The sequence below is a fragment of the Bacillus sp. FSL R5-0431 genome (assembly GCF_038002985.1).
Classification (GTDB): Bacteria; Bacillota; Bacilli; order Bacillales; family Bacillaceae; genus Bacillus.
The window spans coordinates 67,123-88,111 of record NZ_JBBOOG010000001.1 but is presented as its reverse complement, the minus strand read 5'-3'; the positions used below and the strand labels follow the sequence as shown (position 1 = coordinate 88,111).

Annotated in this window: 19 protein-coding genes, 2 tRNA genes and 1 pseudogene; all 22 read right to left on the bottom strand. The window is 42.5% G+C overall.

Going from position 1 to position 20,989, the window contains the following annotated elements; all coding sequences use genetic code 11:
- The gene (gene pabC, locus MKZ03_RS00460; protein WP_341030646.1) at positions 1–849 is read right to left on the bottom strand and encodes an aminodeoxychorismate lyase; all 849 of its coding nucleotides are present in this window, start codon (positions 847–849) and stop codon (positions 1–3) included.
- Entirely contained in the window at positions 846–1,439 is a 594-nt protein-coding gene (pabA, locus tag MKZ03_RS00455) for an aminodeoxychorismate/anthranilate synthase component II (RefSeq protein ID WP_003217897.1), read from the bottom strand. Before pabA ends, pabC begins: the two co-directional genes overlap by 4 nt.
- Positions 1,440–1,452: 13 nt before the next feature.
- Positions 1,453–2,871: an anthranilate synthase component I family protein gene (locus tag MKZ03_RS00450; protein WP_341030645.1), complete on the bottom strand. Its 1,419-nt coding sequence runs from the start codon at positions 2,869–2,871 to the stop codon at positions 1,453–1,455.
- A 124-nt stretch (positions 2,872–2,995) separates the two neighbouring features.
- On the bottom strand, positions 2,996–3,919 hold the full coding sequence (cysK, locus tag MKZ03_RS00445) for a cysteine synthase A (protein WP_012008673.1): 924 nt from the start codon (positions 3,917–3,919) through the stop codon (positions 2,996–2,998).
- Positions 3,920–3,996: 77 nt separating this feature from the next.
- Positions 3,997–4,905 carry a peptidyl-prolyl cis-trans isomerase gene (locus MKZ03_RS00440; RefSeq protein ID WP_307498838.1) on the bottom strand — a complete coding sequence of 303 codons (909 nt, stop codon included), beginning with the start codon at positions 4,903–4,905 and terminating at the stop codon, positions 3,997–3,999.
- A gap of 46 nt (positions 4,906–4,951) precedes the next feature.
- The gene (gene hslO / locus MKZ03_RS00435; RefSeq protein WP_012008671.1) at positions 4,952–5,827 is read right to left on the bottom strand and encodes an Hsp33 family molecular chaperone HslO; all 876 of its coding nucleotides are present in this window, start codon (positions 5,825–5,827) and stop codon (positions 4,952–4,954) included.
- A 15-nt stretch (positions 5,828–5,842) separates the two neighbouring features.
- Positions 5,843–6,619, bottom strand: a complete 777-nt coding sequence (locus tag MKZ03_RS00430; RefSeq protein ID WP_060595364.1) for a type III pantothenate kinase — start codon at positions 6,617–6,619, stop codon at positions 5,843–5,845.
- A 162-nt stretch (positions 6,620–6,781) separates the two neighbouring features.
- Entirely contained in the window at positions 6,782–8,686 is a 1,905-nt protein-coding gene (gene ftsH / locus MKZ03_RS00425; RefSeq protein WP_034665747.1) for an ATP-dependent zinc metalloprotease FtsH, read from the bottom strand.
- Positions 8,687–8,781: 95 nt separating this feature from the next.
- A complete protein-coding gene (hpt, locus tag MKZ03_RS00420; RefSeq protein ID WP_003217950.1) occupies positions 8,782–9,321 on the bottom strand; it encodes a hypoxanthine phosphoribosyltransferase in 540 nt (179 codons plus the stop codon).
- A pseudogene (tilS, locus tag MKZ03_RS00415) lies at positions 9,318–10,740 on the bottom strand (tRNA lysidine(34) synthetase TilS). The gene hpt and the pseudogene tilS overlap by 4 nt, the downstream one beginning before the upstream one ends.
- Positions 10,741–10,836: 96 nt before the next feature.
- Complete coding sequence (locus tag MKZ03_RS00410; RefSeq protein WP_034665743.1) at positions 10,837–11,844, bottom strand: protein kinase domain-containing protein; 1,008 nt, start codon at positions 11,842–11,844, stop codon at positions 10,837–10,839.
- On the bottom strand, positions 11,828–12,565 hold the full coding sequence (locus tag MKZ03_RS00405) for a vWA domain-containing protein (RefSeq protein WP_034665741.1): 738 nt from the start codon (positions 12,563–12,565) through the stop codon (positions 11,828–11,830). The genes MKZ03_RS00410 and MKZ03_RS00405 overlap by 17 nt, the downstream gene beginning before the upstream one ends.
- Before the next feature lie 77 nt (positions 12,566–12,642).
- Positions 12,643–15,126, bottom strand: coding sequence for a stage II sporulation protein E (gene spoIIE, locus MKZ03_RS00400; protein WP_095286202.1), 2,484 nt, complete (start codon positions 15,124–15,126; stop codon positions 12,643–12,645).
- Positions 15,127–15,329: 203 nt separating this feature from the next.
- Positions 15,330–15,401: transfer RNA gene (locus MKZ03_RS00395), tRNA-Glu, on the bottom strand.
- A 26-nt stretch (positions 15,402–15,427) separates the two neighbouring features.
- Positions 15,428–15,501, bottom strand: a tRNA-Met gene (locus tag MKZ03_RS00390).
- A 176-nt stretch (positions 15,502–15,677) separates the two neighbouring features.
- Positions 15,678–16,076 (bottom strand): S1 domain-containing RNA-binding protein, encoded by a 399-nt coding sequence (locus MKZ03_RS00385; RefSeq protein ID WP_003217901.1) that lies wholly within the window; start codon positions 16,074–16,076, stop codon positions 15,678–15,680.
- An 82-nt stretch (positions 16,077–16,158) separates the two neighbouring features.
- Complete coding sequence (locus tag MKZ03_RS00380; protein ID WP_003217952.1) at positions 16,159–16,533, bottom strand: FtsB family cell division protein; 375 nt, start codon at positions 16,531–16,533, stop codon at positions 16,159–16,161.
- Between the two features lie 18 nt (positions 16,534–16,551).
- A complete protein-coding gene (yabQ, locus tag MKZ03_RS00375) occupies positions 16,552–17,190 on the bottom strand; it encodes a spore cortex biosynthesis protein YabQ (RefSeq protein WP_060595359.1) in 639 nt (212 codons plus the stop codon).
- A complete protein-coding gene (gene yabP, locus MKZ03_RS00370; RefSeq protein ID WP_003217974.1) occupies positions 17,187–17,495 on the bottom strand; it encodes a sporulation protein YabP in 309 nt (102 codons plus the stop codon). Before yabP ends, yabQ begins: the two co-directional genes overlap by 4 nt.
- A 74-nt stretch (positions 17,496–17,569) precedes the next feature.
- A complete protein-coding gene (locus tag MKZ03_RS00365; protein ID WP_008341839.1) occupies positions 17,570–17,830 on the bottom strand; it encodes an RNA-binding S4 domain-containing protein in 261 nt (86 codons plus the stop codon).
- On the bottom strand, positions 17,827–19,311 hold the full coding sequence (mazG, locus tag MKZ03_RS00360; RefSeq protein ID WP_341030642.1) for a nucleoside triphosphate pyrophosphohydrolase: 1,485 nt from the start codon (positions 19,309–19,311) through the stop codon (positions 17,827–17,829). The genes MKZ03_RS00365 and mazG overlap by 4 nt, the downstream gene beginning before the upstream one ends.
- Entirely contained in the window at positions 19,301–20,905 is a 1,605-nt protein-coding gene (locus MKZ03_RS00355) for a putative polysaccharide biosynthesis protein (protein ID WP_341030641.1), read from the bottom strand. The genes mazG and MKZ03_RS00355 overlap by 11 nt, the downstream gene beginning before the upstream one ends.
- Positions 20,906–20,989 lie beyond the last annotated feature (84 nt).

The following is a 20,989-nucleotide window of genomic DNA, read 5'->3' as shown; positions in this document are numbered from 1 at the left end:
CTACTCTTTATGATCTAGACGTTCTTTTGTATATTGCGTTCCCAACTTTGTTGAGATGATCCGGCTGTTTTGAGGCAAGGAAATTTCTCCTATACTTCTGAAGGGCACAATCCCCTGAACAGAATTGGTCATCCATGCCTCATCAGCTGATAGCAATTGCGAGACTGGGTATCGCCCTACTTTTAGTGAAGCCCCCATAGCTTGAAGCGTTTCAATACAATATCGACGAGTGACTCCATTTAAAATTCCTGTATCAAGTGACGGTGTATAGATCACATCACCTTTTCGCCAAAATATATTGGAGGTAATTCCTTCTGCCACATCATTTTCTTTTGTTAAAAAGATGCCTTCTAACGACGCATCATTTCCCACTTCTCTTTTAGCCAGCAGGTTGTTCATATAATGATGAGACTTGAGGCGACTTGGACCTTCCGGCGTATTTCTCCTCGTTTGAAGAATGACTCCCTGCTTCTCATCTAAAACAGATTCGGGCCGGAATGGAGAGATCATGACAAAAACGACAGGCTCTTCATAAGGATCTGCAGAAAATCCATTGCCTCTGCCCGCAGAAACATTGAAGCGAATTCTCGCATGACCACCGGCTATTTCGTTTTTATTCAGTAAGGTATGAATGATGTCGAGTACAAATGGTTTCTCTATTGTGGATTCGATGCAAAGGTCACGCAATGATTCATTGAGCCTTTCAAGGTGCCAATCTAACAGAAAGACTTGTCCTGCCAGGCTGGTAAATGTTTCGAATACACCGATGCCATATAGAAAACCATGATCAAAAGGAGAAAGAGTCGCGTCTTTCTCCTCTATATACTGACCGTTCAGATAAATGATCATGCGTTTACTTCATGCCCCTTTTTACGATAGGTTTCAATGAAATTTTTAAGCATTTCTTTTCCGAAGGACGTCATAATCGATTCAGGATGAAACTGTACACTTTCAATTGGCAGCTCTTTATGGCGAATGGCCATGAGCTCGCCTTCCTTTGTACTGGCTGTTGCGTCAAAGCACTCCGGCAGCGTCTCGTTTTTGACAATTAATGAATGATATCTCGTTGCGACAAGCGGATTTTGGAGTCCAGTGAAGACGCCTTTTCCGTCATGTGCAATCTCTGACGTTTTACCGTGCATTAAGCGCTCTGCACGAACGACATCCCCGCCAAAGACTTGCGCAATGGATTGATGACCTAGACACACACCGAAGATCGGGATACTTCCCGCAAAGTGCTTGATCGCCTCCATACTAATTCCCGCTTCATCAGGACTGCATGGCCCTGGAGAAATCATGAGAAAATCTGGTTTAAGCTCTTCGATTTCTTGAATGGTTACTTGATCATTCCGTTTCACGATCAATTCTTCTCCAAGCTCACCTAAATACTGAACCAGGTTGTACGTAAATGAATCATAATTATCAATCATTAATATCATGCTCTGCTCACCTCTAACTCAAAATAGTCTCTTCTTTGCTCAACTGTAATGCTTTTTTTACTGCATAGGCTTTTTTAATCGATTCTTTGTATTCGTGCTTTGGTACAGAATCGATGACGATCCCAGCACCCGACTGCATAAAGGCTTTGCCTTCAGTACAATACGCCGTACGAATGACGATGTTAAAGTGCATATCTTGATTGAATCCAAACCAGCCTATAGATCCAGTATAAAGCCCACGCCTTGTCGGCTCAAGCTCTTCTATGATTTCCATTGTTCTCACCTTTGGAGCACCTGTAATTGTTCCGCCTGGGAATACAGCTCTCATGACATCTACTGCATCACAATCATCACGCAGTTCCCCTTGTATGTTGGATACAATGTGCATCACGTGTGAATATTTCTCAATCGCCATAAATTCGTTCACTTTTACTGAACCATAAGTAGACACGCGTCCAAGGTCATTCCGCTCAAGATCCACGAGCATCACATGCTCTGCGCGTTCTTTTTCATTTTCAATGAGCTCTTTTGCCAGCGCTTGATCCTCAGCGTCGTCTTTGCCTCTTGATCTTGTACCCGCAATCGGTCTTGTTTCTAATTGATTCCCCTTTTTCTTAATAAGCAGCTCTGGAGATCCACAAACAATCTGGAAATCAGGCGTGTGCAGATAAGACATATACGGAGATGGATTGACTTGACGTAACGTTTTGTATAAATCATACGGATGTGTGTGGAGCTGTTCATCTTGTCTGATGGATAAATTCACTTGGAACACATCACCGCTTGCGATATATTGCTTAATTTTCTCTACTGCTTCTCCAAAGGTTTCTTCGGTAAACGGTGCTGCTGATACAAATTCTGCAGAAGATTCATGAACAGGAGATTGCGCTGATTCATCTGAAGAGCTTGTCCACTTTCGCTTCAAATCTTCGAGTCTTTGATGAGTGTCACTCACAGGTTCCGCTCCCTCTGTGTGAGTGATCAGCCACAGCACGTTTTCTTCATGATCAAAGACCGCAACATCATTAAACACGAGAAAATAAAGATCAGGTGTTTTCAGGTCATCAATGGACAGCATCTTAAAATGCTCAATATATCTAGCATAATCATAGCTTAAAAATCCAATCGCCCCGCCTTGAAAATCAGGGTATTCCTCATTCGTTTCGGTTTGAAGGGTTTGGAACCAATCCGTAAACGCTCTGAATGGATCGCCTTCTTTGAACAGCACCTCATCTTGATAATGGATGGTTGTCATCCCGTCTTTCCCCTTCGCTTTAGCAACCGGGTGAATGCCAGCAATGCTGTATGAACCGCCGCGAGCACTTTCAAGAAGAACATGGTGTGTTTCGCCAGCAGTTAATTGTTCGTATCTTTTCAGGAAAGCATCTTTCGTAAAAGGAATTTTGATGCCCATCGGCCTGCGTTGTGTCATGTTATCATCCTTTTTCATTTTCATTAATCTTATTGTAATGCAATCCAATTTATTTAGAAAATAGTATTTGCTTTCCATCTACAGATTTCATAAAAAAACCCCAGCAAATGCTGGGGTAATTGGTTTAATCGAATTGATAAAGAGGTGTACTGAGGTAACGCTCCCCATTACTTGGGATGATTGCCAGAACCTTTTTCCCTTTACCAAGCTTCTTCGCTGTTTGAAGTGCTGCGTAAATAGCTGCTCCTGAAGAAATACCGCCAAGGATCCCTTCCTCTTTCGCTGCTTTTCTTGCAAGCTCAAATGCATCTTCGTTTTTCACTTGGATAATACCGTCATATACTTCCGTGTTCAAGATTGAAGGGATAAAACCTGCTCCTATCCCTTGGATTTTATGCGGGCCTGGCTTTCCGCCTGATAATACAGGAGAATCTGTCGGCTCTACCGCATAAAGCTGAATCGATGGGATGGCTTCTTTTAGGACTTCACCAGCACCCGTAATCGTGCCGCCCGTACCAACACCTGCAATAAATGCATCAAGCTCGCCGTCAAACTGTTCAAGAATTTCTTTTCCTGTAGTACGACGGTGAATCTCCGCATTGGCTTCGTTGCTAAATTGCTGAGGCATGAAGTAACCATGCTCTTCTGCCAATTCTTCTGCCTTTTTGATGGCACCTTTCATTCCTTCTGCACCTGGTGTTAATACAAGCTCTGCTCCATAAGCGCGTAAAAGGTTGCGGCGCTCCTGACTCATTGTGTCTGGCATCACTAGAATTGCGTTAATTCCTTTAGCTGCCGCTACCATCGCAAGACCGATCCCTGTGTTTCCGCTTGTTGGTTCGATGAGCGTGTCGCCGGCTTTTAAAGTACCTTTCGCTTCAGCATCTTCGATCATCGCTAACGCAATACGATCTTTTACACTGCTGCCCGGGTTCATATATTCAAGTTTCAAGTAGACATCCGCACTGTCTTCATCTACTAAACGGTTTAATTTAACGACTGGTGTATTTCCTATTAGTTCAAAAACTGAATTTGCAATACGAGCCATCACTAACACCTCTATCTCCGAGTAATTTTATTGTATTAATATTAAATTATCAATTTCAAAAAATTTTGTCAATGCTTTTAGTCCTGCTCGCCATCGTAAAACCATGTGACTTTTGCTTCTTTCCACAGGGTTTTGACATTCGCCTTTTCACCTAGGTCTTCCATGGCAATCTGCCTTTTGATCTGATCTTTGACTTCTTCATAAGAGAAGGAGCGGCCATCTAATTTTTCTTTTAGTTGAATAATGGCATACCCGTTTTTGGCCTCGATCGGCTCTTTCGTCCATTCGTCTGGCTGAAGCTTTTGAGCTTCCTGTATGTATAGGGCTGGGATACTTTCTTGTTCTTCTGTCACAAACCCAAGATCTCCGCCATATGGAGAGGTGTAGCGGTCAATGGAGCGTTCAGCTGCCACCGCTTCGAAGCTAGATCCGCCTTTAAGATCCTTCAATACATTTTCAGCTTCGCCTTTTGTCTTCACGACGATATGACGAATACGGTATGAATCATCATATTGATATAAGTCCTTGTTTTTTTCATAAAAGGATTTCGCTTCTTTTTCAGAAACGACAGCATCTCTCGTTAAAAGCTGCTCTAATAAAATTTGATAACGAATCTGTTCTTTCCATTCCTTTTCACTCGTATGTCCATCTTCGTAGAAATTATTAGATACCGCTTTAAGCATGAGCAATTCACGATTGATCTCTTTTGAAGACACCTCAAGCTTGTTTTCTTTCGCAAGCTGATTGACCACCTTCTGATTAATCATTTGCTCAAGTGTTGCCTTGCCATAGCGGTCTTCCATCTTCTTTAACCATTCTTGACGCGTCACCTTCTCTTTTCCAATCGACGCAATTTCTTCACCGCTCTTCCCATTTGAAGAAGCCTGTGACATTTGCGACTTTGTTAATACATATGCAATGACAACGGCATTGATCATAAGCAACACGAGGATAAATGTCCATACCACTCTTGCTTTTAGTCTCATTTTTCGTCTCCTTTCCATTCTAAAAAGAAAACCCGCTGCTTAGAGCTTAGCGGGTTATTTCTTCACGTAGCTCTTCTAGCTCTTCTTTTGTAAATACATACGTTTCGTTACAAAAATGGCATTGAGCTTCTGCTTGTCCGTCTTGTTCAATCATGTCGTCAATTTCGGCTTTCCCTAGGCTGATAATGCCATTAGCAAAACGTTCTTTTGAGCAGTTACAAGAGAATTCGACAGGTACAGTTTCTAAAATTTGAGGTTTTTCTCCGAGTACTTCTTCTAAAATTTCTTCTGGTGTCATCCCTTTTTCAATGAGTTTAGAAATGGGTTCAATGGTTGAGAGCCGCTTTTCTAATCTTTCAATGACAGCATCTTCTGTTCCAGGCAGCAATTGAATGATGAAACCGCCTGCTGCAAGGATCGAGTTATCTGGATTGACCAGAACCCCTACGCCTACAGAGGAAGGCACTTGCTCAGAAGAGACAAGATAATAAGTGAAGTCATCTCCAATTTCACCTGAGACGATCTCCGTTTGTCCTGTAAAGTGATCTTTCAGTCCGATATCTTTGACAACACTCAACGTTCCAGATGTCCCGACTGCACGTCTGACATCCAGCTTGCCATGTTCATTTAAGTCAAAGTGGACTTGTGGGTTTGAGACATATCCGCGCACCTGACCTTTTGCGTTTCCATCAGCAATGATGGCACCGATTGGTCCACCGCCTTCAATTTTGACCGTTAGCTTATTTTCGCCTTTCAGCATAGCACCCATCATGACTGTAGCTGTCATTGTTCTGCCAATCGCTGCTGATGCTGTTGGCCATGTATGGTGTCTTCTTTGTGCTTCATTGATTGTATCTGTTGTGTTTGCAGCATATGCTCGGACTTTTCCGTCATATGCTAACGCTTTAACTAAGTAATCCATTCGATTTTAAACCTCCTATAGTACACCGACACGATTACGCTCATAAATGAGTTGAAGTCCTTTTAATGTTAAGAACGGATCGACAATATCAATGCAGTCTGATTCATTTCCAATCAATGTCGACAAACCGCCTGTAGCAATGACTTTCGGTGTTTGTTTCGCTTGCTGCTTCATCCGTTTCACTATTCCCTCGACTTGCCCAACATATCCATAAAGGATGCCGGATTGCATCGCACTAATGGTGTTTTTTCCAACAATGTGATCTGGACGGACAATTTCAATTCTCGGCAGCTTCGCCGCTCTTGTATATAAAGCCTCTGTTGAGATGGTAATACCAGGTGCAATTGCCCCACCCATGTATTGTTTTTGTTCATTGATATAGCAGTAGGTTGTCGCTGTGCCAAAGTCTACCACAATGAGAGGTGCCCCATATAGGTGAATCGCCGCTACTGCATTCACAATTCGATCAGCCCCGACTTCCTTTGGATTGTCACACATAATGTTTAATCCAGTCTTCATTCCAGGCCCTACAATTTGGGGTGTTAAGTGAAAGTACTTCTCGCACATTCTTTCTAGTGCAAACATCATTGGCGGGACAACAGACGAGATGATAATTCCTTCTATTTGATCAAACATCAGCCCCACATAATCAAATAAAGACCTGATGGCCATACCAAATTCGTCTTCTGTTTTATGACGGCTTGTTTCAATTCGCCAATGGTAGTTTAGATCGCCGTTATGATAAACACCTAAAACGGTATTTGTGTTTCCTACATCTATCACGAGTAACAACTTCATCACCACTTTGAATAGTTTCTCAAAAAGAGCATTTTTCGACTTTCTATCATACCATACACGAATTGAGTTCCATTTGTAAACAATTCGAAACCGATCCATTCATGAATCGAAATAAAAAAAGCTGCCGGTGATCCCGGCAGCTTTCACAGAAGGAGATTAGATCTCCTCATCTTCTTCTTTTTTCTTGATGTTCACTTTCACATCATCGTTTTTCTCTTCGTCATCTGCGTATATACGCTCTGGAAGCTTTCCAGTTTCGTAAAGAGATTTAATTTGCTCAGCATCTAATGTTTCAACTTCTAGAAGGGCTTGTGCGATAATTTCTAGCTTATCTTTGTTCTCAGTGAGAATTTGTTTCGCACGTTCGTAGCTGTCCTTGATGAAACGCTGAATTTCTTGGTCAATCTCGTAAGCAATGGCTTCACTATAATTCGGCTCGTTGTTAAAGTCACGGCCTAGGAACACTTGACCACCTTGTGCTTGACCGAACTGAAGCGGACCAAGCTTATCAGACATACCGAACTCAGTAACCATTTTTCTTGCAATGCCTGTTGCACGCTGGAAGTCGTTGTGAGCGCCTGTGCTTACTTCACCAAACGTAATTTCCTCTGCAACACGACCGCCGAGCAAGCCGACAATTTTATCAAGAAGCTCTGGCTTCGTTTGGAAATAACGGTCTTCTCTTGGAAGCATGACCGCATATCCGCCTGCCTGACCACGAGGAACGATCGTTACTTTATGCACCATGTCCGCTTCGTCTAGGATAAGTCCAATCACAGTATGACCTGCTTCATGGTAAGCCACGATATTACGTTCTTTCTTCGAAATGACGCGGCTTTTCTTCGCCGGTCCAGCGATGACACGGTCAGTCGCTTCGTCGATATCACGCATATCGATTTTCTTTTTGTTATGACGGGCAGCAACTAGCGCTGCTTCGTTTAGTAAGTTCTCAAGATCTGCTCCAGAGAACCCAGGTGTTCTGCTTGCAATGGCTTTCAAGTTCACTGTATCATCAAGCGGTTTGTTTTTCGCATGAACCTTCAGTACTTCTTCACGGCCAATGACATCTGGTCGGTCAACCGTAATTTGACGGTCAAAACGTCCCGGACGCAGCAATGCAGGATCTAGGATATCTGCACGGTTCGTCGCAGCAATGATAATAATACCTTCGTTCGCACTAAAACCATCCATTTCAACAAGAAGCTGGTTAAGCGTTTGTTCACGCTCGTCATGACCACCGCCAAGACCGGCTCCACGCTGACGACCCACTGCATCAATCTCATCAATAAAGATTAAGCAAGGTGCATTCTTTTTCGCATTTTCGAATAAATCACGTACACGTGATGCACCGACACCGACGAACATCTCGACGAAGTCAGAACCACTGATGCTGAAGAAAGGAACGCCTGCTTCTCCTGCAGATGCTCTCGCAAGCAAAGTTTTACCTGTACCTGGAGGCCCTACTAGTAAAACCCCTTTAGGTATTCTTGCGCCAAGCTCCGCAAATTTACGTGGGTCCTTTAGGAATTCAACCACTTCTACAAGCTCTTGCTTTTCTTCATCTGCACCGGCAACATCTTTAAATTTCACACGTTTCTTCTCTTCTGTGTAAAGCTTCGCCTTACTCTTACCAAAGTTCATCACACGGCTTCCACCGCCCTGAGCTTGGTTCAATAAGAAGAAGAACAGGATAAAGATGATGATAAACGGAATGATGGTGGTCAGAACTTGCAGCCATCCATTTGTTTCAGGTGCTGGTTCTACTTTTACATCTGTATTCTTCAGTGCACTGTAAATCTGGTCAACACCTTGACCATCTGGAACATGGGTAATGAAGTATTGATCTTTTTTCGCGCCATCTAATTGACCACGAATTTCATAAACCCCTCTTACAGGCTGAATGGAGATACTCTCCACTTTTCCCGCACTTAGATTTTGCGAAAATTTGCTGTAAGACATGTTCTCAGGCTTTTGATTAGGGGATCCTAACCAACTGACTACCCCTATCACAAGTAATAAAATAAGTATATAAAAAATCGTATTACGAAAAACCCGATTCATTCCTTACCTCCTCCCACAGTAAGCACAACTATGTTCAATAGTATCATAGAAAATCATTCCAATACAACCAATAACCTCATGTATACGTATGCTGATTAGCCTTCGTAAACAGATGGTTTTAACACTCCAATATACGGGAGGTTTCGGTAACGTTCAGCGAAATCCAATCCATAGCCGACAACAAATGCATCTGGCACTTCAAACCCAACATAATCTGCTTTGATGTCTGCTTTACGACCGCTTGGTTTATCAAGCAATGTCACAATTTTTATGGAGTTTGCTTTACGGTATCGGAAAAGCTCTACCAGATAGCTCAAAGTTAACCCACTGTCGATGATATCTTCCATAATTAAAATATCTCTTCCTTCAACAGAAGTATCAAGATCCTTAATGATCTTTACTTCTCCTGAAGATACGGTAGATTTTCCGTAGCTAGATACATCCATAAAATCAAGTTCTAAATATGTATCAATGTGTTTGATCAGGTCTGCCATGAATGGAAGAGCCCCTTTCAAAACACCAATAGCCAGGGGAAATTTACCATCATAATCGCTGGTTAATGTTGCACCCAGTTCCTTCACTTTTTGCTGGATCTCTTCTTCTGAGATCAAAACCTTTTCAATATCTTGTTTCATGCTTTTGCTTGCCCCCTACAAATTTTCATGCTGTCTATATTGTAATACAATGAGATCGCTGTTTGTCATATCAATTTCTTCAAAAACGGATTTTTTCAGACCTGGGATCCAGATGATTTGATGATCCGAGTCAGTGACGATCGGCCAGCTGTCTCTTTCTGCAAGAGGCACTTTTTTATCAATAAATATATCCTTCACCTTTTTTGATCCATTCATCCCTTTAAGTTTGATTCGATCACCATTTTTTCGTGAGCGAATGATCAAAGGGAGACGAACATGATCTTTTTGAAGCAAGAAAAAATGGTTTCCGTTCCGTGCATCCTTCGGAACATGATTTGATACCACGATAGACTGCCCATTCGGAAGGATAAGCTCCTCTCCAAGCTCACCCTTTAAGTGAAGAGCATAAGACTGGTCTAGTACAAGCGATCGTTCAAAGGTAAACATACAGTAATCATAAGACTTGACAGCTTGTAAACCTTTTGGCAAATCTAATGATCCAGACGGTTGTTCGGTATGAGATAACCAGTCCAAAGTCCCTAGAATATGCTGGTTTGAAAACGCTGATTGAGTGTTTTCATAAAGATAGTTTAATATTAGTTGAATGCCTCTTCTTTGTAAAGGCAAAGGCAGGTCAAGCAAAGGCTTCGTTTTGATCTTAATTTGCTTAGGCGATTGATTCGTTATCACTTGGTTCATTTGTTCCTTTGTTAATGCCTGCAAGTATTGCTCATCCTCAGTCAGCATGTCACTTACAAACTGAAAGCTTTCATGTACATGAGGTGCCTCTTCTTTTAACACGGGAAGAATGTGTCTTCTTATCCGGTTTCTCAAGTAGTCATCAGTGTGATTGCTTTGATCAATGACATAGGGAATATGTTCTTTTTCACAAGCTGTCAGCACGTCGTCCTTGGAATATCCAATGAGCGGCCGAATCAGCCATCCATCTTGAAAAGGACGTTTTGCTTGGATACCGGCGAGTCCTATTCCAACAGTCCCTCTCGCAAGCCTCATCATCATTGTTTCTACTTGGTCGTCTCCATGATGTGCAAGCGCTATAAATTGAGCGTTGTATTGCTCCATCAATTGACGAAAGAAAGCATATCTGCACTCCCTTGCAGCTGCCTGTTTGTTTAAGCGGTTTTCTTTTGCATATTGGGTGACCTGTATGCGGGCCGATTCAAAAGGAATCTCTTGCTCCTTGCAGTAAGCCTCAACAAATGCCAAATCAGCAAAGGATTCTTCTCCTCTGAACATGTGATCTACATGGGCTGCAATCAGCTGATAGGAACCTTTTCGACGTTTGTTTAGTTCGTGCAGTAAAAGCATGGAATCTGGTCCGCCAGAAACCCCGACAATGACTGTCGTATTTTCAAGGTAAACATCATGTTTTTTCAAAAATGATTCAATTCTATTCACAACTTCCTCCTCACAAAGAGCAGGTAATTTAAAGATATACATATCCTATCACTTTCAGTAGCTCCAAGCAAAGATGAAGCCTGCTTTTTTACAGGTCTATAGCAGGAACAAAACCACATATGCACAGTAAAGAGCAAGTACACTGCAAACGATAAGAACTGTTTCAAAAAGCCCGCCTGATTTTTTGCGTACTGGTGTTCTTTTTGCTGCTGCAACTCTCGATCGTGAAGTCACCTGTTGATTTTGTTGAACAGCGGGCTTTTGCCCGTTTTTTTGCTGCTGCTTCTTTTGACTCGCTTTTCTTGAAGCGATCAGCTGTCCTTCTTTCAGCATCGCACTCTTCATAGCCGCCGCTGATTGATATTTACCTTGTAGAGCAGCCTTTAACACCCTTTCATAACGCTTTAATAAAGGATGTCCTTCAATCGCTCTGTAAAGCTGCTTTTCCGGTTCTGCTCCTTTTTTGAATTCTTTCTTATACGCACAATTCACCATCACCATACTTAAGGCAAACAGATCATAGGATGGCTCTGCCTTTCTTGTGCCGAATCCCCAATAGCCTCGATCAAAAAACTCTGTATACTCCTTGATCGCCCTGCCTGCTTTTGTCGTTCCTCCTACATCAATGCACCGGATCGCGGCTGGGGGACCTGACACGATGAGATTATCTGGCTTCAAGTCACCAAAAATCCAGCCTTCCTGATGTAAATGAGCCAGGTTAGATAAAAGCTGAACCATTAAAACGACGATCCACTCATCACCTTTTTGTTTTACAAATTCAAGCAGTAACGGGCCTCTGACATACTCCATCACATAAAAGGAACGCTTTTGAAGCATACCGGGATAAATCGCATCATCCATATCATAAAAAGAAGGCCCCATGGTTTTCACAGGAGCCTTAGAAAAGGATTTTAATACATTGACTTCAGATGCAATGAGCATACTGTCATCACTCACTTTAAGGGCTACTTGACCATTTGGCGATTCGGCTAGATAGACAATACCGTTCGCCCCTTTTCCCAGCTCTTTTACAATGCGGTAATGATGGTGATGCCATTTTCCTTGAATCACCGTGCCTAACGGAATGTTAGAAGCCGAATTCATTATCATGCTCTTCCTTTGCTTCAAGCAGCCCTTTACGCGAACGAACTGATTTGAAATGCTGGAGTGCTTCTCGAAGCGCTGGTCCAGTTGGAGTAATTCCTCCCGTGGTCAGTTTCGGGAAAATAGATGATAACGAATCGAATCGAGGCGTCCAATTCAACACAATTTCAGCATCTGAGTTTTTCCCGGGAAATATACACATCCCAAACTGATTTTCACCAATTCTTGAATTTAAACTAATAGAGAGATCGATGAGTGCTTCTTTAACGGTCGGCAGCTTCGGTTTCATACTTGCACTTGTATCAACAAGCACAAGTACTTGAAGATGAACCGTCTCTCCTAACTCATCGACTACTTCCATCACTTCCCCACGCTTATCAGGCGGAAGCTCTTCAATTTCAGTGTCTTTGCCAAGTATTTGCTGCAATTCTTTATTCACAACACCTTGTAAGGTTTGTGTCATCGCTTTTTTTGTGACCATTTGTACCGTTTGAGATAACTGCTGGACGTAGACAACCTGATGGATGCCTCCACCTGCGAGGGCAATCCCCTCGACTTCTTTCATCGCTTCATGATCGTGTCTGTTTTCCTCCATAATGCCAATGACATTGACTGTAATCCCTTGTTCCTTTGCCAATGAGGCAATCGCAAGTGGATCTTCCCCGTGATTTGAGCAGCCATCTGTAATCAATAAGATTTGGTTTACGTGACCTTTTCGCATCTTCATTCCTCCTGGGATCGTAACTGAATGCTTTATATCCCCATCATCGCCAGAAGAAATTCATATTATACGATATTTTAAGAAATCTCTTGTTTCTCAAGATAGAATGTACCAGTCGGAATGGATGCCCATTTTGGTGTGTTGTGATCAAGCCTGATGACAACAACCGTCATATCGTCGTCAATTTGACCCGCTCTTGTTCGAATGACCTCTTCCATTAATAAATCAGCAATCTCTTGCGGATCTTCTGTTTTAAAGCTTTTCATTTTGCGCTTCACCCACAGATCATGATTTTCAATATGCTTTGGTCCTTCAAAAATGCCATCACTCATCATAATCAGCAGATCTCCTGCCTTCATCTGTTCACTCACTACCTCCACTTCAAATTCATCAATAATCCCAATCGGTAAGTTGCTCGCTTGTACCTTCATCACCTGTTCACCTCGTTTAATAAAGCTGGGTGTTGAACCAATCTTGAGGAACTTACAGCTCGCATCCTGTAAATCAATAATTGATAAATCTAATGTAGAATAGATTTCATCCGTCGTTCGTAAAGATAAAATACTATTAATGGTTTTGATTGCCACTTTTTCATTGATACCTGACGCCAATATTTTTTCTAACAGCTTAATCGTTTCATTGCTTTCAAAATGAGCCCTTGCTCCATTGCCCATTCCATCACTAATAGCTGCGGCATATTTGCCCGCACCCAGCTCCATCATGCTGTAGCTATCCCCAGACACTAACCCTCCGCCTTTCGCTGCATGCGCTACGCCTGTAGCCACTCGATATGATTTTGCAGAGCCAAATACAACGTGGCAATAGCCTGTTGGGTGCTCTGCACACTGCTCTGCTTTGACTAAAATCTGTTCTTCTAAAATATCTGAGAGCATGGGAGCGATGATTTTTTCACATTCACCATGTCCTTGGCAATATGGGATTCTCATTTCAATATCGACATTCCCCTGCTCCAAGCTATAAATTTCTACTTGCTGAATTTCAATCCCAAAGTGCTGAAGTGCTTCTATCATCTGCTCTTCTTGAATAAAATGCTGTTCTCTTTCTCGTTTTATTTCCCGGGAAAAATCCTCCATCACTTGTGAGACCCCCATCAGCTGTTCGGCTACAAGTCGTCTGCTGTCTTGGACCTTTTTCTTCAGGGTCTGGTTGGCTTTATAGTAAGCGATCTCCTCTTCAATCAATTCCTCGACATGTTTTGATTTTGAGCAGTGCTGGCTAAATTTCTTCTTCAATTTCCGGTTATGCTCGTAGGTTTTTTCATCAGATTCATGCATAACTTGTTTCATCAGTTCATAGGTTGTATCAAAGTTCTGCACCCAGCATTTATTTTTCTTATAGCACGTTTGACAGGATCGTTCTGTGATCGTACTTAAAAAAAGATCTACATCCTCTTCCTGCTTCTTTTCTTCAGGAATGGATTCGTAAAATGTCGCAAAACTCTCAGACAGCGCATGAAATACATTAGAAAATTGGTCTACCTTTTTTGCTGTCACATCTCGTACTTTCCGGGCGTATTGCTGCTGTTCCTGTACATGCTCTACCGTACCAGGAATATATTTCGCTACCTTAGAGGTCACTGATTGTGGCGTGAGTAAGAAGAGCGCAACTGCAATAAGTGATTCATACAGCGTGGTCACGAGACCTGCTGATCCTTCTCCGTATAGGGAAATAAGTAAGGAACCCACAATTAAGCCAATGGCTGCGCCTGCTTTCTTCCCCTCTTTCAGCAGTCCCCCTAATAAGCCTGAAAAGGCAAGAAGACTCATCTGATAAAGGTTTCCGATGTTAGCGAGACCGAGAATTAATCCTGTCACGACACCCACCGTACAACCAATACTGGCTCCTCCAATAAAAGCAAAGCTCAGCACTACATAACGTGACAAAATATGCTCTGCCTGCATCCCTTGAAATGTGATGCCAGCCAGACCTGTTAAAACTGAGGCAATTAAAATCATAAAGCAAATAATTTCTTCAACCTTTAAGGAGTGTTTGATTTTCCTGACTGTAAAAATCGGCAGGCTTTGAAGGAAAATCAGTGTCAAAATGAAGGCAAGTCCTGCTTCAACACCCGCCATGACGTAATCGTAGCTTTGCACAGCACCTTGCTCTAGGTAAACAAATGCTCCTCGGGTGATCAGCATCGACAGCACAATGACAACCGGCAATGTTTTCACTGGGTCTTTGATGATGAAAGAAACCACCTTGGACATAAGGAGAAACACGATTAACGACGCAAACACAAACAATGCGTTTTGAGGTGATATCGTCATGGCTCCAGCGAGTAAAGCGAGACAAGCAAGCATGGCCTTATCTCTTTTGATAAGCAGCATGGAGCCAAAGAAAGGCAGAGCAAACGGCATAATTTCAGATAAAATAAAGGCTCGTCCTAATAAAAAACCAAGAACAACATAAATAAACCCTTTATAGAAAAAAAGAGAATGCGTGTGATGAAGAAACAGGTTTTTCATCTTTTTTAACCCTGCACTGATTCTTTCAAACCCCGCTCCTGTTAAATCAGTTCTTCTTTCTAGTTTTTCCATCTTTTCATCCCCCACCTGATATTCGTTGCTTGTCATTATAGCGAAGGTGAAAAAGAAATTTTGTCAAAAGAAGTTGTCGTTTCCATAAAACGTTCGACGCTTTATTCGTCAAAGAGGCATACTTTCATGAAAGTCGATGTCTTTCATCAGAATTTTACGAAGACACAAAAAAACAGCCTTCCTAAAGAAAGCTGTTTTGAAGATGACCCGTACGGGATTCGAACCCGTGTTACCGCCGTGAAAGGGCGGTGTCTTAACCGCTTGACCAACGGGCCTTGCTTTTATGTTCTACTAAAAAGGATAGCGGCGGAGGGGATCGAACCCCCGACCTCACGGGTATGAACCGTACGCTCTAGCCAGCTGAGCTACACCGCCATAATAAAAATGCGCTAAGAAGCACAAGATCTATAATACAAAGGAATCGCTTGTCCGTCAATAGAAAGTTTTAAATTAAATGACGAAATATCAAAAATGTCGTATGGATCAAGAAAAAAAGCACCTGCGGACAGCAGGTGCTTTGTTGTGAAAGATATATAGAAAGCAGCAACAAGTTAACCTCTTCTTGCTCCGCGTCCCCCACGTTTTGATTCCGTGTTACGTTTTAAAGATGTTAAGCGGTCTTCACTATCTTTTAAGAATTTGTTCATTTTTTGCTCAAACGATTCCTTCGGACGGAAATCATTTCTGCTCGGTCTTGATTGTTGTTGTTGAGGACGATCTTTTGCTTTTTTAATGGACAAGCCGATTTTACCGTCTTTTTCAACGTTAATCACTTTCACTTCAACTTGTTCACCGACTTTTAAATGCTCATTAATATCTTTTACATAGTTATCGGCTACCTCACTGATATGAACGAGACCAGTTGAACCGCCTGGCAACTCCACAAAAGCTCCAAAATTTGTAATGCCCGTAACTTTCCCTTGTAACTTGCTGCCAACTTCAATCGACATAAAAAAAGTGCTCCTCCTTAGACTTATAAAAAAATCTCATTTGTTCAATTATACATAAACTGAATTTTAAGTGTCAACAAGGCTAATCGCTCTTATTGCCCACATCAAAGATTTTTTCGCCTTTTTTGGACATATAATAGTCTCGTCGTGCCAGTTCGAGTACGTATTCTTTGCTTTTCAGCTTTTTAATTTCATCAGAAATATCTTCCTGCTTTGTTTGTAATTGCTTCAATTCTTTTTCAAGCGCAACCTTCTTCTCTTCTTTTTCCTTTAATGAGGACGATTGCGACCAGAGGGCACTTGTCACCAAGACAGCAAACATGAGCACAATCACACCAAACACGGTAAGCCTTCTAAGGAGTCCACGGCGTTTGCGTTTTAAGCGCTGTGCTTGCTGTTCCATTTGTTTTTGGTAATCATTTTGAATTTGTGCGATATTTCTTTTTCTCTTATTCAAGGTTGAAGGCCTCCTCTCTTACTTTGTCCAGAATTGTTTCCATTTCGTTTTGATGGTACCAGATAATTTCTTGGTGCCTTGTAAAATTCCTGCTCCTTTTGAGAAAAACAATCTCATTGATGTTCGCCATTTTTCGGGAATCCGATGAATAATGGTCACATTGAGTAACCAGATGAGCGGATAACAAACAATCGACAGCACCTTCCACACGAGCCGAAACGTAAAATGAACAAGACGTAAGAGCAAGTGGAGCAAGAACATAATAGCACTTATGATTAAGGTCAGCAGCCAGCGGATTGGCTGGAAGACGATGGACATAACCAGCCGTTTAAGGACGAGAGCGGTCTGATACACACACATCATCATAAACTTGAGAATGTTCATATACAGCTGTTTCATCAATGCCTGATACATCGAAAAACCTAGTGCAACGGCTAGAAAGATATAAAGCCTGAATTCTCCTTCATTTGTCAGCAGCAGGACATAAAAGAATAAGAGGCCCTGTACCAGCCAAAAAAGGAGATCGTGTATGACCAAAAGCCATTTTGCTGTCTTTTCCCGATTCACAAACAGCTTGTACGTATCAAGCGATGCGCCCAGCCAGATGCCCATCGCTACCATCGAAAGCATCGTATAAAACTGGACTGTCAGCGTCATTTAAACAGCTTGCTAAAAAATCCTTTAGCTTTCTCCCCGTGCTGCTCATCTACATAAATTAAGTCAAAGACACGCCCTTTGATCGATACAACGCCTTTTTCGACGTCTAGGTTTTTCATTTGCAGATTTTCTCCACGGATAGCGAGAATCCCCATGACCGTCTCAAGCAGAAATTCTTCATTATCAAAGCTTTCCACCTGTTTGACGCCGGTAATATCTAAATGCTTTCTGTTTCGCATTGTGATATTGTGCTCCGCTTCTGATGACAGCTTCGTGCCTTGAGGTTGATTATAATATTGATTCATTTATACATCCCCCATATCTCATACTTGCATTGTTACTGCATTGTATGTGACAGGAGGATCATTTAGAACAAGCCCTATTCTGCTGTTTTTTCTTCTTTTAGCACAGTATACATGCCAGCGGCTTCTTCTTTTTTCGTCGTGTCCTTTAACTCGTTGACTTGAACCGTCACAAGTTTTTGACCAAAACGGATTTGAAGCTCGTCTCCTTCTTTCACGTCAGAGCTGGCTTTCGCCTGTGTGCCGTTAATAGAAATTCTGCCTTGATCAGCTACTTCTTTTGCCAATGTTCTTCTTTTAATTAAACGGGACACTTTTAAAAATTTATCTAGTCTCATGTATGCTCACCTCTTTCTATACGTTTGGCATCGTTCCATAGATCGTCCATTTCCTCTAGCGTTAAGTCCTCTAATGAACGTCCCATGTCCTTTGCTTTTTGTTCGATATGCAGAAAGCGACGCATGAATTTTGTGTTGGCGGAAGCGAGTGCCGTTTCAGGCTCTAGCTGATAGAACCTTCCAATGTTGACGAGAACAAACAAAAGATCTCCAAATTCATCTTTCATCTGCTTCGTTGCACTTTCGTCCGGCTTCTCTGCCACTTCAACGAGAAATTCCTGCTTCTCTTCTTCGTATTTGTTCCAAATATCTTTCACATCTGTCCAATCAAAGCCTACTTTGGCGGCTTTCTTTTGGAGCTTATATGCCTTTGTTAGTGCTGGAAGCGTCGCCGGGATGGATTGCAAAATGGAGGCTGCCCGCTCCGGCTTCTCCTGCTGCTTGATTTTTTCCCAGTTGGCGACCACATCTGCTGCTTCAGAAACATTTGTGTCACCAAACACATGGGGATGTCTACGAATCATTTTTTCTGTGACATGCTGGATGACGTCATCAATTGAGAAAAAGCCGTCATCTTCACCAATTTGGGCGTGAAGTAACACCTGCAGCAGCACATCTCCGAGCTCTTCCACCATATGGTCTGGATCATCTTCATCGATCGCTTCAAGCAGTTCATAGCATTCTTCAATTAAATATGGTTTAAGTGACTCATTGGTTTGTTTTTGATCCCATGGACAGCCGCCCGGACCTCTTAATGTACGTATGACGTCACGGAAAGTGTCAAATTGTTGAAAAAGCAGCTTTTCATCTTGAATCGGAGGTACATAAACACTCGTTAAGTTATTTATCGACACATCTCGATCAAGTTCAAATAAAGGAACGGCAGTAATCTGTTCCTGACTGCTTCCAGCCGCAGTCACAATATAGACTTCATAATCGTCAGGAAGCTTTTCCATCAGCGTGAGTTTCACATTCGAAGCGGTCAGCTGATCATATACCTGACAAATGAGGACATGCTGGGTCAATTTCAGATCGTCCGCTCTCATATCTCCTGCATCAACGAATTGTAATCCCTCGATTGGGTCAATCTGCAAGGAGTTAAACGTCGCATCCAAAAAGCTTTGTCCACCAGCAACAGACACCTCAATCCCGCGCTCTTGCTGCTGAGAAACTAATAGCTGGACGGTCTTTTCTGCGACAAATGGGTGTCCTGGTACTGCGTACACAATATCCTTTTCCGCAGCCTCTGTAAATAAAATTTCAGTGATTTCCTGATATACCGAATCAAACTGATCGTGTTTTTCATAAATTTCATCAAAAAAGGTCAGCGATGAGACCTCCTGCATCAACTCTGCGGTAAGCGGATGATCCTGCGTTCTCATAAATACTTCTTTCGCCTGCTTCAGCTGCTTGTATACACCGAGCGTCAGCTGATCCATGTCGCCTGCCCCGAGACCGACGACGGTAATCTTACCTGCCATTTCGATTCCCTCTCATCTGTTTAAAATATAAAATCTTTTCTCCTAATGGAATGAGTCTCCATTCCTCGTCCGTAAATACTTCTAGCTTAAGAATACTATATAAAAAGGCGAAACCACCAATAAAAACTGACGTCAGGCTCTCTAAAGCGAAAAAAGGACGTTTTTCAAAGGGAATGACCCAAGAAAACAGTGCCTGATACCCTATTAAGACAATGGCCATGAAAGCAGCCGATAAAAGAATTTTCACTGGGAACAGCTCTCTCAACGAAATCCATCCTTTATGTCTCAAATAAACGGCATTGAGCAGAGCCGCAGCGAGAAAACCACATACGGTTGACCATGCGGCACCGTAGATGCCAAATAGCGGGACAAGTGCAAGCGTTAGTATCCATTTCACCAGCACACTGAGAATCACCACAACAGCCGGATACACAGTATGCCCGAGCCCTTGAAGTAAAGCTGCTTGCGTAATCGCAATCGATGTAAATGCGATGGAAATACAGAATATTTGCAGCGCATCGGTGCCTAAGTCATTACGAAAAAGCATGGTATTGACTGACGCTAGAATACAAATCAGCCCAACTGCTGAACCAATCCCTAAAACCGACGTGGTCTTAAACGATGTACGCACTTTTTGCCTTATCGCTTCATGCTCTCCATTCCTCATGGCCGCCGATAAAAATGGCACAAGAGAGGTTCCGATGCTAATGGCAAACACCGTCCCTAGCTGTAAGAACGGCTGTCCTCGGTCATACACACCTTTTGCCGCCTTTGCCGCGGCTTCACTCAGACCCTCACTGCGTAGCAACGCATACAGATGAAAGGCATCAACCATTTGCATCCATAAAATGAGCAATCCGCTGACACAAATCGTGAATGTATACAGCACCAAACTCTTCAAAACATCCTTTTTCCGAAGTGTCGCCTGTTTGCTTGTCATACTTGCAGCAGGCTGTTTCCGGTATGTCAGCCAAAGAAAAAGAAGCAGTATAAGCGAGGCCGCACTCCCCGCTATGGAGGAGAAGACCGCACCCGCCCCTGTTTCATAAAGCGAATAGCCGCGCCTCACGAAATAGAAGGATAAAACAAGCAGGACGCCTACCCTGATGAGTTGCTCCACCAATTGAGAAATAGCCGTTGGAAGCATCATACCGTCACTCTGAAAAACTCCCCTCAGCATCACGGTAAGCGGAAGAAATAAAAACACGAAAGCACTCATTTGGATGAGCAGGATTAATTGACTGTCCGCCATAAGGCTCGCAATTCTGCCTGCTCCTATGTAAAGACAAAGAAATAAGACCAAGCTCAGTAAAGTGATATAGACCAAGGATACCCTTGTAATGATCCTTCGATTCTCTTCCCCATGCTCACTCAGAAGCTTGGACACCATGACAGGAAACCCTGTGGTGCCAAGCATGATGGCAATGCCAAGGAAGGGATACACTTGCTGATAAATATAAAACCCTGTGTCCCCTACGATGTTCTGGAACGGAACACGATAAACGGCACTTAGTACCTTTGATAACAAGCCTGCGATGGTCAAAATCACCGCACCCTGGAAAAGCCAATGCGGCTGATTCACAGCATTTTTCATGGATGACTCCTTTAAAAATAGATCTACAGTTAAACGCACTCATTATATCATACGTGAATGAAAAGCCGTTTCTTTCTAAAAAGT